Source organism: Sphingobacterium sp. WM, assembly GCF_029542465.1.
Taxonomy (GTDB): Bacteria; Bacteroidota; Bacteroidia; order Sphingobacteriales; family Sphingobacteriaceae; genus Sphingobacterium; species Sphingobacterium cellulitidis.
Window position 1 is genome coordinate 2767802 of the sequence record NZ_CP120709.1, and the last position, 15240, is coordinate 2783041.

The window sequence follows — 15240 nt, forward strand, 5'->3', positions numbered from 1 at the left end:
AAGAGGTTTAGCACGATGCTAAACCTCTTTCGATATCTAATAATAAGCTTTGATTAGAGCTTACGTTTTACTTCTACTTGTTCGAATGCTTCAACGATATCTTTTTCTTGGATATCATTAAATCTTTCAATACTCAAACCACATTCATAACCTTGAGAAACTTCTTTCACATCGTCTTTGAAACGTTTCAAAGAAGCTAACTTACCGGTATGGATTACGACGCCATCTCTAATGATTCGGATATCATTGTTTCTGTTAATTTTACCATCCAACACCATACATCCGGCAATTGAACCAACTTTAGAGATTTTGAATACTTCGCGGATTTCCACTTCAGCAACAATTTTCTCTTCCAATTTAGGAGCCAACATACCTTCCATCGCAGATTTGATTTCTTCAATCGCATCGTAGATAATAGAGTATAGACGGATATCGATTTGTTCGTTTTCAGCAAGCTTACGTGCATTCTGAGTAGGACGAACTTGGAAACCGATAATAATCGCATCAGAAGCAGAAGCTAATAATACATCGGACTCAGAGATAGCACCCACTGATTTGTGAATGATATTCACTTGGATCTCGTCGGTAGAAAGTTTCAACAATGAATCGGATAATGCTTCGATTGAACCATCCACATCCCCTTTAACGATAATATTAAGTTCTTTAAAGTTACCGATAGCAAGACGTCTTCCGATTTCATCCAAGGTAATGTGTTTAGTTGCACGCATACCTTGCTCACGTTGAAGTTGCAGTCTCTTGTTCGCTACCTGACGAGCTTCAGATTCACTTTCTAATACATAAAGTTTATCCCCTGCTGTTGGAGCACCTGACATACCTAAGATCTGTACAGGCATTGAAGGACCAGCTTCTTTCACACGTTCACCGCGTTCATTGGTCAAGGCTTTAACTTTACCAGAATAAGAACCCGCAAGAATTGGATCCCCAATACGAAGCGTACCGCCTTGAACTAGTACTGTTGTTACAATACCTCTACCTTTATCTAATGCAGCTTCGATTACGGAACCTACAGCACGTTTTTTAGGATCGGCTTTAAGTTCTAATAACTCAGCTTCTAATAATACTTTTTCTAACAATAGTTCGACATTCTCACCAGTTTTAGCAGAGATTTCTTGGGCTTGGTATTTACCACCCCAATCCTCTACTAGGATATTCATGATCGATAATTGTTCACGGATTTTATCAGCGTTGGCACCTGGTTTATCCACCTTCGTAAAGGCAAATACGATTGGTACCCCTGCAGCCATGGCGTGATTGATTGCTTCTTTAGTTTGAGGCATCACGGCATCATCCGCAGCAATTACGATAATTACAATATCTGTTACTTGAGCACCACGAGCACGCATCGCTGTAAAGGCTTCGTGACCCGGAGTATCTAAGAATGTTATTTTTTTACCACCATCTAACTGTACAGCATAAGCACCGATGTGCTGCGTAATACCTCCGGCTTCACCTTTGGTTACATTTGCTTTACGGATGTAGTCAAGCAAGGAAGTCTTACCGTGGTCAACGTGTCCCATCACCGTCACGATTGGTGCTCTAGGCACTAAACGTGTTGGATCATCTACTTCCTCCAGTTCAGCTGTTTCTTCATCCTCCGGTTTGATAAACTCAATTTGGAATCCGAATTCATCAGCAACGATTGCTAATGTTTCAGCATCTAACCTTTGGTTGATAGATACGAACATTCCTAAGCTCATACAAGTACCAATTACTTGCGTTACTGGAACATCCATCAAGTTGGCCAATTCATTTGCTGTAACAAATTCCGTTACGCGCAATACTTTGGACATTGCTGCTTCTTCCATTGCTGCTTCTTCGGCAGACATTGCTATATCATCACGTTTTTGACGGCGTAACTTAGCACGTTGAGCAAACTTACCAGATTTACCAGCTCCGCTCAAGCGAGCAAGAGTTGCCTTAATTTGATCTTGGATCTCCTTTTCTGTAGGCTCTTCTTTTGGAGTATCAGGTTTTCTGTTTCTGTCGTTACGACCTCTATTATTCCCGTGACGATCATTGTTTGGATGATTCGGGCGGTTGTTCGGACGGTTACCACCACCTTGATAAGGCGGACGGTTTCCACCATCTTGTCTATTACCTTGTTGTCCTTGACCTTGACCCTGACCTTGACCTTGGTTTTGTCCATGACCATGACCACCGTGGCCATGACCTTGTCCTTGAGCACCACCGCCATGAGTTGGATTCGGTTTATTCGTACGCTTGCGCTTACGTTTGTTGTCATGTTGATTTCCACCAGCATTATTCGATGAGGAGGCAACAGGTTTGTGTGGCTTAGAAACAGGTAACTGGATCTTACCGACTACTTTTGGTCCACTTAAGGTTTCCGAACGAGCGCGGATGACATCATCCACTGGTTCTACCTTCGCGGCAGGTTTTTCTACTTCTTTATTTTTTTTCACCTCTTCAGGTTGTTTTTCTGTCTTTTCAGATTTTACTGGCTGTGGAGCCTTCTCAGGCTGCACTGGTTTTTCAGTTTTAACGGGAGCCTCGGTTTTTTCAGCAGGAGCCGCTTGAACCGGTTTTTCATCCACTGGTTTCTTCTCCTCTACTTTAGCTACCTCTTCTTTTTTAGGCTCTACTTCCTGTTTCACAACTGGAGCTTCTTCTTTCTTAGGCTCTACCTTTTTCTCAGGTTCTACAGGTTTTTCTTCTTTGACTTCTGCTTTTGGAGCAGGTTTACCACGTTTTAGGCTGTCAAGATCAATCTTACCAACCACCTTCAATGGTGAATTACCTGTTTCTTCTTTTTTGGTTTCTTCCACTACTGGAGTATTCTCCGTAGAAGCATTTTTTATCAAAATCTCTTTAACCTCAGTAGGGCTTTCCTTCTCATCAGTAGATTCAGGGTTAGAGCTAGCAGTGCCTGTGGCTGGACCTTCTTCACGGCGAATCTTGCCGATAACTATTTGTTTAGCCTCGTCTTTAACAATCTTATCACCCTGAAATTCTTTCAAAAGAACGCCATACATCTCAGGGCTCAACTTCGAACTTGGTTTAGAGTCTACATCAAACCCTTTCTTAACCAAATATTCTACAGCTGTGCCAATCCCAATGTTGAGCTCTTTTGCCGCCTTAAGCAAGTTTATACTTTTACCTTCTGTCATCTACTATCTTCTAAATATAATATCGTACTACAAAAATATGTTTTTTTACAAGGATTTAACAATTTATTATAAATTGTTAAACCCTGAAATTCGAAGTTTTTATTATTCGAATTCTGCTTGTAAAATACGTACAATTTCGCGGATGGTATCTTCCTCTAAATCTGTACGTCTTACAAGTTCTTCTTCGGACAGTGCCAATACAGATCTCGCTGTATCTAAACCAACGCGTTTAAACTCGTCGATAATCCATCCGTCAATTTCATCTGCAAATTCTTCGATGTCCACATCCTCCTCTTCTTCTCCGCTTTCACGGTAAACATCAATTTCATAACCAGTTAATTTACCAGCCAATTTAATATTATGACCTCCACGACCAATCGCCAAGGAAACTTGATCAGGTTTCAAATAAACCGCAGCAGTTTTATTTTCTTCATCAATTTTGATGGAAGTGATTCTAGCCGGGCTTAATGCACGTGTGATATATAGAGAATGGTTTGTCGTAAAGTTGATTACGTCAATATTCTCATTACGTAATTCACGAACAATACCGTGAATACGAGAACCTTTCATACCCACACAAGCACCTACTGGATCAATACGATCATCGTATGATTCTACAGCTACTTTAGCACGCTCTCCTGGTTCACGAACAATTTTCTTAATAGTAATCAATCCGTCGAAAATCTCAGGAACCTCTAGTTCAAACAAACGTTGTAAAAACTCAGGTGCTGTACGAGAGATAATAATCTTAGGATTATTATTCATCATATCTACCTTGTCAACAACCGCACGAATGCTGTCTCCTTTTTTGAAATAATCAGCAGGGATTTGCTCACTTTTAGGAAGAATCAATTCATTACCATCTTCATCTAAAACTAAGATCTCTTTTTTCCAAATCTGATAAACCTCTCCAATTACTAACTCACCTTCGCGGTCTTTGTATTTCTTGAATACTTCATCTTTTTCAAGTTCAAGAATCTTAGAAACCAAAGTCTGACGAGCGGCTAAGATGGCACGTCTACCGAAGCTCTCTAAAGTAATCTGCTCGATATAATCATCACCAACCTCTAAGTCTGAATCATACTTATGGGCTTCTTCCAACTCAATCTCTAAATCATCATCTTCAGAGAATCCGTCTTCCATAACCACACGCGTACGCCAGATTTCCAAGTCACCATTATCTGGGTTGACAATTACGTCAACATTCTCATCTGTTCCAAAACGCTTACGAATCATACTACGGAACACTTCCTCCAAAACAGTAATGACTGTAGGACGGTCAATGTTCTTAAAGTCCTTGAACTCTTGAAACGAGTCTATCAAATTTATATTAGTACTCATTCTTATTTAAATGAAATTAACACCTTTGTTTCCTTTATTTGATCTAATGGAATATCAGCTTGTACAAGCACAGCTTTCTTCCCTTTTTCCTTTACTTTTTCTTCAATGCTGATTGAATCATCGGTAATCGACAATAATTCGCCTTCTTTTTTAGTTCCATCCAACATCTTCATTTGGATACTTCTCCCGATATTCTTCTCGAATTGTCTTTTCAACAATAATGGAGAATCAATACCTGGTGATGATACTTCCAAACGGTAAGCCTTATCTATCACATTCTCCTCTTCCAAGTGGAATCCAACATGACGACTAACTTGAACACAATCTTCAATGGCAATGCCATTATCACCATCTAGAAGAATCTCTAAAACACCATTCTTTAAAAACCGTACACTAACAATAAATAAGTCTGGTCTGTCGGCAATTTTCTCCTCAACTAACTCTATTACTCGATTCTCGATCTGCATATTTTAATTAATGAATTAAAAAAAGGGGGCATACGATGCCCCCTTCCTTTCAGATAGTACAAAGGTACGAAAACATTTTATTATTTACAACATATATCAAATACGATGTTAATTTTTATCGACTACGGAGTTAATAGTTTTCTGCATTTGAGCCATCATGGTAGACAAAGCTTCCAAGGTAGGTTCTGGATTTGGCTCCGGCAATTCGGTACTTACAAAAGCCTTTGCTTTCCATACTTCCAGAATTTCATTTGCGGAAACCCAATATGGTTCATAAGTCTTGTTATCAGAAACCAACTTCAATCCTTTATCTTCTTTGAATTTTTGTCCGATCCGTTTATAAACAATACCATCATCAGAGGAAACCACAACATAGGTTTGTCCAGGTTTTATATCATGCCAGTTTTCTACGTATTCAGCAATGATTAATGAACCCGATGCCAATGGTAACATTGAGTCACCTTTAATTTCGAATGCTCTATAAGTACCTTGGTTAAACAGAGGCAGGGAAAATTTCGGCAGTTCGCTGACATATTCAGGGTCCCCATATCCGTTCATGTACCCAGCACTAGCCTTCACAGGAACAAATTCAATATTCTCCCGATCATTCGAATCCACAGTTACACTTAATACCCTTAGGTTGGAGGCATTGCTCTTCGGAGTTGGTTTCCATTTATCATCTATTACATCATTTGCCAACTCATCCATACTTAAATCATAGAACTCTGCTATCTTTTTTAGTAATTCATACTTAGGCTCGGCCCTATCCTCTTCATAAGCCCCCACCGAAGCACGCTTGATTTCCATTAAATCAGCAAATTGCTGCTGAGTCAACCCTTTTTTCTTGCGAAGATATTTAAGATTTGATGAAATATTTGCCATAGATTTTTTTATTATTTTTTTTTGAAATACTAAATTTATTAGTATAATTGTACCAATAAAATTAGCAAATCGACTGCAAATTACCAAATAATTTAGCTAAAACAAGAATAAAATGAACAAATACCATATTTACATCGCGACAGATTCAAACCGTAGGTTCTTACAAGTTGGGTTAAATCAAAATTTGGGATCCGTATACCATGAATTACAGGAACAAGCTGAGCCTACCCTATTTTCATTTGCGGTATTAAATAGAATTGTATTTATTGAATCGTTCAATACGGAGTTGGAGGCAGAAAAGAGATTACAGGAATTATCAGGGATGAGCAGAATGGTCAAAGAAAGATTGATTCGCAAGAGCAACCCAAATTGGTTAAGTCTGTGCCCGCATACTCCAAAAATTGGAATCAGAAAAAAAGCCGTTGTTTATGCATAAGCAATAAACAACGGCCTTAACAACCTTTTCCCTACACTAATCTCTAATTTTTTCGCTCTCTTGTCATTCTTAGACTACCAACCTGGAGCAAAGTTTAATCCGAAGGTTCCAAATTTTTCTCGGGTCGGATTATTCAACTGAATAGCATAGTAAGGTTCCAATATCATGGCACCGAATAAGTTCACTCGAAGCGATACCCCTGCACTAAATACCGGCATGGTAACTCTCGAGTCATAAGTAGTAACCGAACCATTTCCAAAATTCTCCTGAACTTTATCAGCATCGGTTTTTTTCCATTTAATAATACTATTATTACTCCATGCTAAACCTCCATCAATAAAGAAGTTTAAATCTGAGAATAATAACCCTGAAGGAATAACAGCGAGTTTCTCAGGACCAGTAAATGGCAAACGAACTTCAAAGTTTCCAACTACCATTTTCGACCCTGAAAGATCATTGAATCCAATCATACTATTTGGTCCAAAGGAATTAGATTCAAACCCACGTACCATATATGGGTAACCAATATAAATATTATAAAGACGATCGGCATCTTCGCCCATCCGCATATAGGAATAGACCCTAGCAGCAATAGTTACTGGTTTAATTCTTTGATACTTCCTTAAGTCTATATTCAAAGCTGTAAAGCTATAGGTCCCAAAATACTGTTCGGCACCTAATCTATATCTAAAACCTTGCAATGGTGCAGCGATTCCAAATACAGCATTATCTCCAACCAATCCAGCATTGACTTGCATCAAATTAAATGGATCCAAATTAGACACTCCTAATGCTTTAGCAGCTTCATCATTTGGTACTCGCTCGCGATTACCATAGTAGTTGTAATAACTTTGCGTAAAGCGGTCAACACGATAGGAGTTATAAGATATTGCACCACCTGTTTCAAAACGGTGATGTCTATTGAAAGGATAGGCAACAAAGGCATCTGCTTGACTTTGGAAAGAACGAACCAAATACTGATCAATCACTGGTTCCACACCATTTCCTAAATCTCTGGAATCGAAATTATAAAATCCGAATCGGTACGGAATATGGGATAATGAACCACCCCAGTTCCAACGACTTCTTTGATTTATATAGGCCACTTGTCCACCAAAATCGTAAATCTCACCATTGATATTCAAGGCTGCGAATATTTGGTTATACCCCAAGATATCAGAAAACATTCCTTGCACCCCAGAGTTAATACCTGCACCATACCTTGACCCCACAGACATCCCAACGCCAGAATTGGCAAGGTAATCTAATTTGAATTTCGGTTTATAGGCTATATTCTTAATTTGCGAATCCGAAATCCTGCCATAAGCATTGAAATTATATAGGTTGGTATTGACCACATCCACGCCACGGCTTTGAACCGGAGGCAACATCGCTGCCTCAAGATTGATTGATGCCGGATCTACAGACACGGAATCAAACTCGCCACTTTTCGCTTTATATATGGAGAATGAGTTATTCTTAAAATAAGAATAGATGATATCGTCATTTGCTGAAACACTCATTGCTGGCGAATATTCAGTAATACCACTAATACCAGTAAAGAAATCCGTCATTCTTTCAACATGTCCCCCATCGATAACGATTCGGTACATATTCCTGAACCCATCGCTATTGGATAAGAAATAAATTTCTTTTCCGGATGAAGAGAAATGAGGATTTAAATTATTTGCACCTGGGAAAACAGGTATATTCTTAACTTCTTTTGTATTTACATCGACATAAGCCAATCCCATTGGAATATCAACAGTCCTACTAGCTGACTCCAAGGACATTCTATCTGTACTGAAAACGATATATTTTCCATCTCTGGAGAAACTAGGTTGGAAATCTGAGTATTTATCGTCGGTCAGTTGGCTTAGTTGCTTAGATTCTAGATCATAGGTATAAATATCGCTTCGTCCATTTTTCAGACCTGAGAAAGCCACCAGGCTTCCATTTGGTGCCCAAGTAATATTGGTAAATTCAGTGATATCCCCCATGGCTTGCACCGAAAGTGTCCTACCATTATTGATATCCACGATCATGAGCTTATTTTTCCCTTCACTGAAAACGGAGAACGCGAATTTCTTACTATCCGGTGAGAAGGTACCTGCAGATTCTATAAAACTGAATTCATCAATATCCTTATTGGTGAGTCGACTTCCCAACTTTCGAATGACCGTTCCGGTTTCTGCATCAGCGAGGAAGAGATCAATACTGAAGAGATCCATCTCAGACAAGAAAACGACATATTTACCATCCGGAGATATTGCCGGCGACACATTCATTCGACCAGCATTCTTCGTTGATAGTAAAAGTTTACCAATTGGATTAGAAGTTGTGTCCTTTCCTATGTTCTTGTAGGAGTTCTCCATACTATTTTTCCAAAGGGTAGACATGGTTTGAGCATCATATCCAAAGACTCTTTTTATTGCAAATTCATAACCGTATTTGGCAGTTTCAATAAATAGAGGCATAATCACAGTATCCCCGTAGGTAGATCCCAGGTATGACCAAAATGCCTGTCCATAACGATAAGGGAAGTATTTACTGGATTGCTCCGTCATTTGCCTTAAACTTGGCAAATCATTTCTAGCATATGAATCCCGCATCCACATAGAGGTAAAGGCGTCTTTTTTCCCGATGGAGAAATATTCTGCCATCCCTTCCACCATCCACAGGGGAAGATTCGCGATATTCTCCAACCTTGTTGAATCCCCACCTTCAATTAGAACGCGATATTGGAAAGCATGGACCAATTCGTGGCCAAGAACATGTCGGGTTTGCTGATTAATTTGCATAATTGGCATGACAACCCTTTGTTTAAAGGCCTCGGTTACACCACCAGTTCCTACACTAATCTCCCCTTGAATAGCCGTAGTTTGCTGGAATTCAGGGTGATTATTATATAAAATAATAGGATTTTTTCTCGAAAAAGTATCTTGAAATACTTGTTGATGCAATTCATACCAGACCTCAGACTCCTTGGCTAACCAATTCATCATGGAATCATTCTGCAGATAATAATAGATATTAAAATGCGGTGTATCATAAACCTTAAAATCAAGCTTCTTATACCTCATTTTGTTCTGTCCAAAATATTGGGCATTCGCATTAGAAGGTATTAAGGAGCATACAATCGCTAGAAGTAGGTTTATACTTAAAATTTTCGCAAAAAGTATGTGATTAAATTTCATAAGTTATTATTAGTCAATAAAAATAATAAAATCAAATCAATTAAAACTGATTAATTTGTTTCCTCATTCTGTTCTTCGTTTGTATTGTTTTGATTCAATACATCGGGTAAAACAATATTTGGTAATTCAGCATCCAGATTTAATCCTTCAGTGCTGCTTGTATCTTGACGAACACGAATTCGAGGTCCTGGACAATTATATTTTTTCTCGATTTCAACCTTAGGATCCGGAAACTTACCGAACGTTACGCCAAGTTCAGGATGCTTGTACATCTCCTCCATAAATAACGCATAAATTGGTAAAGCTGTTTTAGAACCTTCCCCAGTTGCCGAGCTTTTAAAATGGATACTTTGCTCGTCACATCCTACCCATACTCCAGCAACTAAATCCTTGGTTACCCCCATGTACCATCCATCGACATAATCTGAAGATGTACCGGTCTTCCCCCCAATTTGATTATTATCCTGAAATAAGTCCCACTCCCATAATGCTTGTGAGGTACCGCCAGATTCTTCAATTGTTCCTCTTAACATGTAACCCATCAACCAAGCATTTTCTTCGGTGATAGCTTGTTTGGTGGAGGTTTTAAATTCCGCCAACACTTTCCCATCCTTATCTTCGATCCTTGACACCAAAACCGGTTCAGTTCTCTTCCCTTCATTCATAAAGGTACTGTAGCCTCGCACCATTTCAAATACCGAAACATCATTAGACCCCAATCCTACCGATGGAACAGACTCTAGCTTACTATCAATACCACATTTATGAGCCATCTCAACTACCTTGTCCCAGCCCACCGTTTCGGTGATTTGAGCAGTAACCGTATTTAAAGAACGAGCCATTGCATGTCTTAGCGACATTTCACTATGAGAAAATGACCAGTCCGCATTTTTAGGTTCCCAAATTTCATGTTCACCCTTATTATTGATAAACTCAATTTTCACAGGTTTATCAGTGTATTTATCACATGGAGCCATCCCAGATTCTAATGCCGCAGCATAAGCAAATGGTTTAAACGTAGATCCAGCTTGTCTTTTAGCTTGGTTAACATGGTCAAATTTATAGTAGTCATGGTTAATACCACCAATCCATACTTTAATATCCCCATTATATGGATCCATTACCATCATTCCGGTATTTAGCATCGTTAAATAATGCTTCAAGGAGTCCATGGTGGAATAATCAACTTTTTCCATTCCATCCCAGGTAAAGACTTCCATGCTTTTTTTCTTATTCAGTTCTTCAAAAACCTTAGCTTCATCATTGAATTTTTTCATCAATGAAGCATAAATAGGAAGTTTTTTCGCATGATCTTCCAGGAAGTTAGGAATTACATTTCCTTCTTTATCGCGCCAAGGCAGATCATTCCCCCAAACATTATCCAAACGTTGTTGAAGTTCCTTCATCTTGGCTGAAACCACGGTTTCTGCAATCTTTTGCATTCTAGAGTCGATGGTGGTATAGATTTTCAAGCCACTAGTATAGATATCGATTTCATTATCTTCCGCCCACTTCTCTAACCATTTCTCGACTGCAGTTCTCAAATACGAATCATTGGAGTTTCGGATTTCCTGATTATTCAAGTTCAAACCCAAGGAGTCTTTACTCAATTTATCTACTTCTTCTTTCTTTAAATAACCCTCCTTACTCATCTGGTTTAGAACGACATTTCTACGTTGAAGGGCATTTTTAGGATTCCGGATTGGGTTATAGAGGGTTGTACCTTTGAGCATACCAACCAATACGGCAGCTTCATTGACAGAGATTTCACTTGGTAATTTATCAAAATAGCGAACAGAAGCAGATTTAATTCCGTAGGCGTTATTGCTAAAAGAAACAGTATTCAAGTACATGGTTAGGATTTCTTCCTTACTGTATTTACTTTCCAGCTTAAAGGCAGTCATCCATTCTTTATATTTGGTCACAAGTAGTCCGACCCCGGGGATTTTACCTAGGAGACCTTGAGCGTCTTTATATCGTGTTTTGTACAGGTTTTTGGCAAGTTGTTGAGTAATTGTACTGGCACCGCGGTCGCTTCCACTCAAAGTGGAGAACACCCCACCAAATAAACCAATAAAATCTACCCCATGATGTTTTCTAAAACGAACATCCTCAGTAGCAATCAGGGCATTAACAATATTAGGGGAAATACTATCGTAAGGTACAGGGTCGCGGTCCTGCTTGTAGTAACGACCAAGTAATACGGAATCGGCGGTAAATAATTCAGAAGAGACGTTTAATTCGGGCAACAATATTTCCTTCTTCGTAGGTGATGATCCGAACAATCCTAAGAAGTTTATTTGAACCGCACAAGTGAATAAGATAATAAAGTAAATAACAATCAGTGCGATACGCAAAAATTTGTTCCGGACACGTTTAAACATACGGTAAATATGAACAAAACTTTGGAAAAAATCATAGCAATTCGCTCAAAAATGAAGCTTAGAACGAAAATTAACGAAATTTAACAAATGTATTTTTTGGTTTTTAAGTAGGCTGTTTTTCCGGCATTTATATTAGCAAAAACTGTACCTAAAAATTCTTTTGTTGCTTACATTCTTATCAAATTGAATATTATTCCCTATTTTTACCTGACTTATTAATCGGGGACATGTTAAAACAAACATTACAACAAAAATTATTACAGAAACTTTCACCGCAACAAATTCAATTTATCAAATTGCTTCAGGTACCTACTGTTTCATTAGATGCACGGATCAAGGAGGAACTTGAAGAGAACCCTGCTTTGGAAGATGGAAGTTTGACTAACATGAATGAACCGGTTGAGGAGTATCCTGACAAGGATCCTGATGATGACTTCAATATGGAAGACAACAGCTATGACGATGAGTTTAGCGTGGATGAATACATACAAGAAGATGATTATAAGGACTATGGCGGTGGCTATGACCATGATGATGACGAAGGGAAAAAGGAGATTCCTATTGCCGTTCAGGATTCATTCTTTGAGAACCTACAGAATCAGCTAGACCTCTTGGCGCTATCGGACAAGGATTATGTTCTTGGTCAACAAATCATTGGCTCATTAGATGATGATGGCTACTTAAGAAGACCTATTCTATCCTTAATCGATGACCTTGCATTTTCACAGAACGTCATTGTCGAAGAAGATGAAGTTGAGGAGATGCTGAAGATTGTACAATCCTTTGATCCTCCAGGAATTGGCGCAAGAAACCTTCAGGAATGCTTAGCTATCCAATTACGTAAGAAAGACCAGACTAATCCGATCATTCAACAGGCGATGCAAGTTGTTGAGAATTATCTGGATGAATTCACCAAAAAACATTACGATAAAATCGAAAAGCAACTTGGGGTAAATTCCGAGGAGTTAAAAGAGATCGTAAATGAAATATTAAAGCTTAACCCAAAACCGGGAGACTCAGGTGCTGTTGCTGGAAAGCAATTACAGATTATTCCGGATTTCCATATTTCAAATAATGATGGTGTCCTGCACCTCACTCTTAATGGACGTAACGCCCCAGAATTAAGGGTATCCCGCTCCTACCAGGAGATGTTTGAGCATTATGAAAAAGCGGAGAAAAACGACAAAAAAATGCGTGAAGCAGTTCAATTTGTAAAACAAAAACTGGATTCAGCAAAATGGTTTATCGATGCTATCAAACAAAGACAACAAACCCTATTGAAAACCATGAACGCAATCATGGAATATCAATATGATTATTTCCTAACCGGAGATGACAGAATGCTGAAGCCAATGATTTTAAAGGACATAGCCGACAAAATCGAAATGGATATTTCAACTGTTTCGCGGGTTGCAAACTCTAAATATGTGCAAACGGAATTTGGCACATTCTTATTAAAATCATTCTTCTCCGAAGCTATTCAAACAGAATCAGGTGAAGAGGTTTCCAACAAGGAAGTCAAGAAGATTTTGGAGGAATGTATTGCAAACGAAGATAAGAGAAAGCCTTTGGCAGACGAAAAGCTGACTGAAATTCTGAAAGAAAAGGGTTATTCGATTGCACGTCGTACGGTTGCGAAATATAGGGAAGCGATGAACATCCCTGTGGCACGTCTAAGAAAAGAATTATAGAATTTTCAAAAATTTTCTTGCATAATAAAATATAATCTACTAAGTTTGTAGAGTATTCAGAATTGCGTAAGCAATACCAACCGAGTGGGAGTCACCGCGGTGGTAAATCGATACGGGCGAGCAGCCAAAATAAACGAATCTTGCAAGGTCCAATAGACGTCTCTGAATGCAATTATGGTTAAACACTTTAAACATTAATTGTATGTCCAACACAACAAAACCCTTACATCAACATTTAGTGGAGAAATTCCACCATTATTCCAACAATGAATTGGTCATTTTGAACAATGACTTGGTGAATTCCAATTGGGGAACCAACAAAACTGCCTTTAGGACTGCCCTATTGAGCACCTTGTCCAATCGCGGAATAGACCTTTCAGCAATCATCAGTACTGAAGATGGATTTACCCAAATTCAAAGAGTTCCTGTAAAATTATCTGAGAATAAACTAATTCCTATTTGTTAAAGCAATAGTAAACATTGAGATGAGAAAATAAAATTCTCATCTCAATGTTCTATTTCATAAGCTATTTATTCAATACGTTAATTGCGTACAAAGCAAATGTTCCCAACCAATGACTTCCCATATAATCATCTTCCTTGCTTAGGTTTTTAATAGAAAAATTAAAATGTTCTACCGCATTTGCTTGAAGATGTTCCAAGCTTGGATCCATTTTGGAGATTCCAGATAAACATGCAGCGCGACTATAGTTCAATCCATCCAAATGAACCAATTTTCCATCTGTTCTATCTTTTACAATTGCTGGATTCAATTCAAACTTTTGGCTGAATAAATCGGGCATAAACTCTTTCAACCAGTTCATATAAGTAGTTTTATCCATTATTTTACTCATTAGGAATGCTTCCTCCAAACATGGAGATAGGAAATCATAACCACTTGGCTCATAAGCTAAATCACAATTTCTATCAGCTTGGAATAGACGGGTAGAATTTTCTTTGATGGCTTTTATGAATTCCTCGTTCCCGACGGTATTGGCATAATCCAAGGATAAGGATAAGCTAAAGGCAGAATTATCATGTTGACCAGCTCGGATTGGGTAAACAAGTTTAGGTAGGTACTCAATATATTTTGAAACCAATAAATCGACCAAAGGTTGTAGGTTAGTTTTCCACCTTTTAGCATCCTGATCTTCCCAGTTGTACAATTCTTCCTGAAGTTTAAATAACCAAGCCCATCCATAAGTTCTTTCAAAGCTTAAATTATTCTTATCATTGAAAAAAGCTATTTCAGTGGCTACATTTTCGGCTGTGATATGATCATTCAAGACCTTTCGCATAGTCCCTTCCTTATCCAATTCAGGGAATTGCTTTAAAAGTTTAATTACCGACCAGTATCCATGTACGGAGGAGTGCCAATCAAAACAACCATAGAACACCGGTCTAAGTTTTTTAGGGGATTTCAGGTCAGAATCCGAACCTAGAACTTGGCCTAATTTATTTGGATATTCAACTGGGATACAATGCGTTGGCATATCATATATAATCTTCGCGAGATCAGGAGATAATGTTACATTTTCATATTTCTTTCCTTCAGGGTTTTCCCTGGTTTTAGACTCATTAGAACAGCTTATTAGAAGTAAGGCTACACCCACAAGGATGTTTAGACATATTTTTTTCATACTAGTAAAATTGGCAATATATTTGAGTTATAAAAATAACATTTATAAACTATAAC

The 15240-nt window shown here is 38.4% G+C and carries 10 protein-coding genes and 1 riboswitch; of the genes, 3 read left to right on the forward strand and 7 right to left on the reverse strand.

What is annotated here, in order from left to right; all coding sequences use genetic code 11:
* Positions 1 to 53: 53 nt before the first annotated feature.
* The 4 genes from infB to PZ892_RS11865 all read right to left on the reverse strand — a co-directional run bounded on the left by infB (position 54) and on the right by PZ892_RS11865 (position 5836).
* Positions 54 to 3146 carry a translation initiation factor IF-2 gene (infB, locus tag PZ892_RS11850; protein WP_277711343.1) on the reverse strand — a complete coding sequence of 1031 codons (3093 nt, stop codon included), beginning with the start codon at positions 3144 to 3146 and terminating at the stop codon, positions 54 to 56.
* A 102-nt stretch (positions 3147 to 3248) separates the two neighbouring features.
* Positions 3249 to 4487, reverse strand: a complete 1239-nt coding sequence (gene nusA / locus PZ892_RS11855) for a transcription termination factor NusA (RefSeq protein WP_094255889.1) — start codon at positions 4485 to 4487, stop codon at positions 3249 to 3251.
* A 2-nt stretch (positions 4488 to 4489) separates the two neighbouring features.
* Complete coding sequence (gene rimP / locus PZ892_RS11860; RefSeq protein WP_094255890.1) at positions 4490 to 4954, reverse strand: ribosome assembly cofactor RimP; 465 nt, start codon at positions 4952 to 4954, stop codon at positions 4490 to 4492.
* Between the two features lie 108 nt (positions 4955 to 5062).
* The gene (locus tag PZ892_RS11865; RefSeq protein ID WP_094255891.1) at positions 5063 to 5836 is read right to left on the reverse strand and encodes a LexA family transcriptional regulator; all 774 of its coding nucleotides are present in this window, start codon (positions 5834 to 5836) and stop codon (positions 5063 to 5065) included.
* A 112-nt stretch (positions 5837 to 5948) separates the two neighbouring features.
* Between PZ892_RS11865 and PZ892_RS11870 the strand changes: the two genes are divergently transcribed.
* Positions 5949 to 6272, forward strand: coding sequence for a hypothetical protein (locus PZ892_RS11870; RefSeq protein WP_094255892.1), 324 nt, complete (start codon positions 5949 to 5951; stop codon positions 6270 to 6272).
* A gap of 74 nt (positions 6273 to 6346) precedes the next feature.
* Here PZ892_RS11870 and PZ892_RS11875 read toward each other — a convergent pair whose 3' ends face one another.
* Both PZ892_RS11875 and PZ892_RS11880 read right to left on the reverse strand, forming a co-directional pair.
* Positions 6347 to 9355 (reverse strand): DPP IV N-terminal domain-containing protein, encoded by a 3009-nt coding sequence (locus PZ892_RS11875; protein WP_277711344.1) that lies wholly within the window; start codon positions 9353 to 9355, stop codon positions 6347 to 6349.
* A 164-nt stretch (positions 9356 to 9519) separates the two neighbouring features.
* Positions 9520 to 11853: a transglycosylase domain-containing protein gene (locus PZ892_RS11880; RefSeq protein ID WP_277711345.1), complete on the reverse strand. Its 2334-nt coding sequence runs from the start codon at positions 11851 to 11853 to the stop codon at positions 9520 to 9522.
* Between the two features lie 227 nt (positions 11854 to 12080).
* On the opposite strand from PZ892_RS11880, the gene rpoN reads away from it, so the two are divergent.
* Both rpoN and PZ892_RS11890 read left to right on the forward strand, forming a co-directional pair.
* A complete protein-coding gene (gene rpoN, locus PZ892_RS11885) occupies positions 12081 to 13544 on the forward strand; it encodes an RNA polymerase factor sigma-54 (RefSeq protein ID WP_094280061.1) in 1464 nt (487 codons plus the stop codon).
* A 47-nt stretch (positions 13545 to 13591) separates the two neighbouring features.
* Positions 13592 to 13686, forward strand: a riboswitch (SAM-I-IV-variant riboswitch).
* A gap of 60 nt (positions 13687 to 13746) precedes the next feature.
* Positions 13747 to 14010, forward strand: coding sequence for a hypothetical protein (locus PZ892_RS11890; RefSeq protein ID WP_094280060.1), 264 nt, complete (start codon positions 13747 to 13749; stop codon positions 14008 to 14010).
* Between the two features lie 61 nt (positions 14011 to 14071).
* On the opposite strand, the gene PZ892_RS11895 is transcribed toward PZ892_RS11890, so the two are convergent.
* Complete coding sequence (locus PZ892_RS11895) at positions 14072 to 15184, reverse strand: DUF2891 domain-containing protein (protein WP_277711346.1); 1113 nt, start codon at positions 15182 to 15184, stop codon at positions 14072 to 14074.
* Positions 15185 to 15240: the final 56 nt, after the last annotated feature.

Bases quoted from the DNA above. Each gene is read 5' to 3' on its own strand.
- infB (WP_277711343.1), bottom strand. From the start codon at position 3,146: ATGACAGAAGGTAAAAGTATAAACTTGCTTAAGGCGGCAAAAGAGCTC.
- nusA (WP_094255889.1), bottom strand. From the start codon at position 4,487: ATGAGTACTAATATAAATTTGATAGACTCGTTTCAAGAGTTCAAGGAC.
- rimP (WP_094255890.1), bottom strand. From the start codon at position 4,954: ATGCAGATCGAGAATCGAGTAATAGAGTTAGTTGAGGAGAAAATTGCC.
- PZ892_RS11865 (WP_094255891.1), bottom strand. From the start codon at position 5,836: ATGGCAAATATTTCATCAAATCTTAAATATCTTCGCAAGAAAAAAGGG.
- PZ892_RS11870 (WP_094255892.1), top strand. From the start codon at position 5,949: ATGAACAAATACCATATTTACATCGCGACAGATTCAAACCGTAGGTTC.
- PZ892_RS11875 (WP_277711344.1), bottom strand. From the start codon at position 9,355: ATGAGGTATAAGAAGCTTGATTTTAAGGTTTATGATACACCGCATTTT.
- PZ892_RS11880 (WP_277711345.1), bottom strand. From the start codon at position 11,853: ATGTTTAAACGTGTCCGGAACAAATTTTTGCGTATCGCACTGATTGTT.
- rpoN (WP_094280061.1), top strand. From the start codon at position 12,081: ATGTTAAAACAAACATTACAACAAAAATTATTACAGAAACTTTCACCG.
- PZ892_RS11890 (WP_094280060.1), top strand. From the start codon at position 13,747: ATGTCCAACACAACAAAACCCTTACATCAACATTTAGTGGAGAAATTC.
- PZ892_RS11895 (WP_277711346.1), bottom strand. From the start codon at position 15,184: ATGAAAAAAATATGTCTAAACATCCTTGTGGGTGTAGCCTTACTTCTA.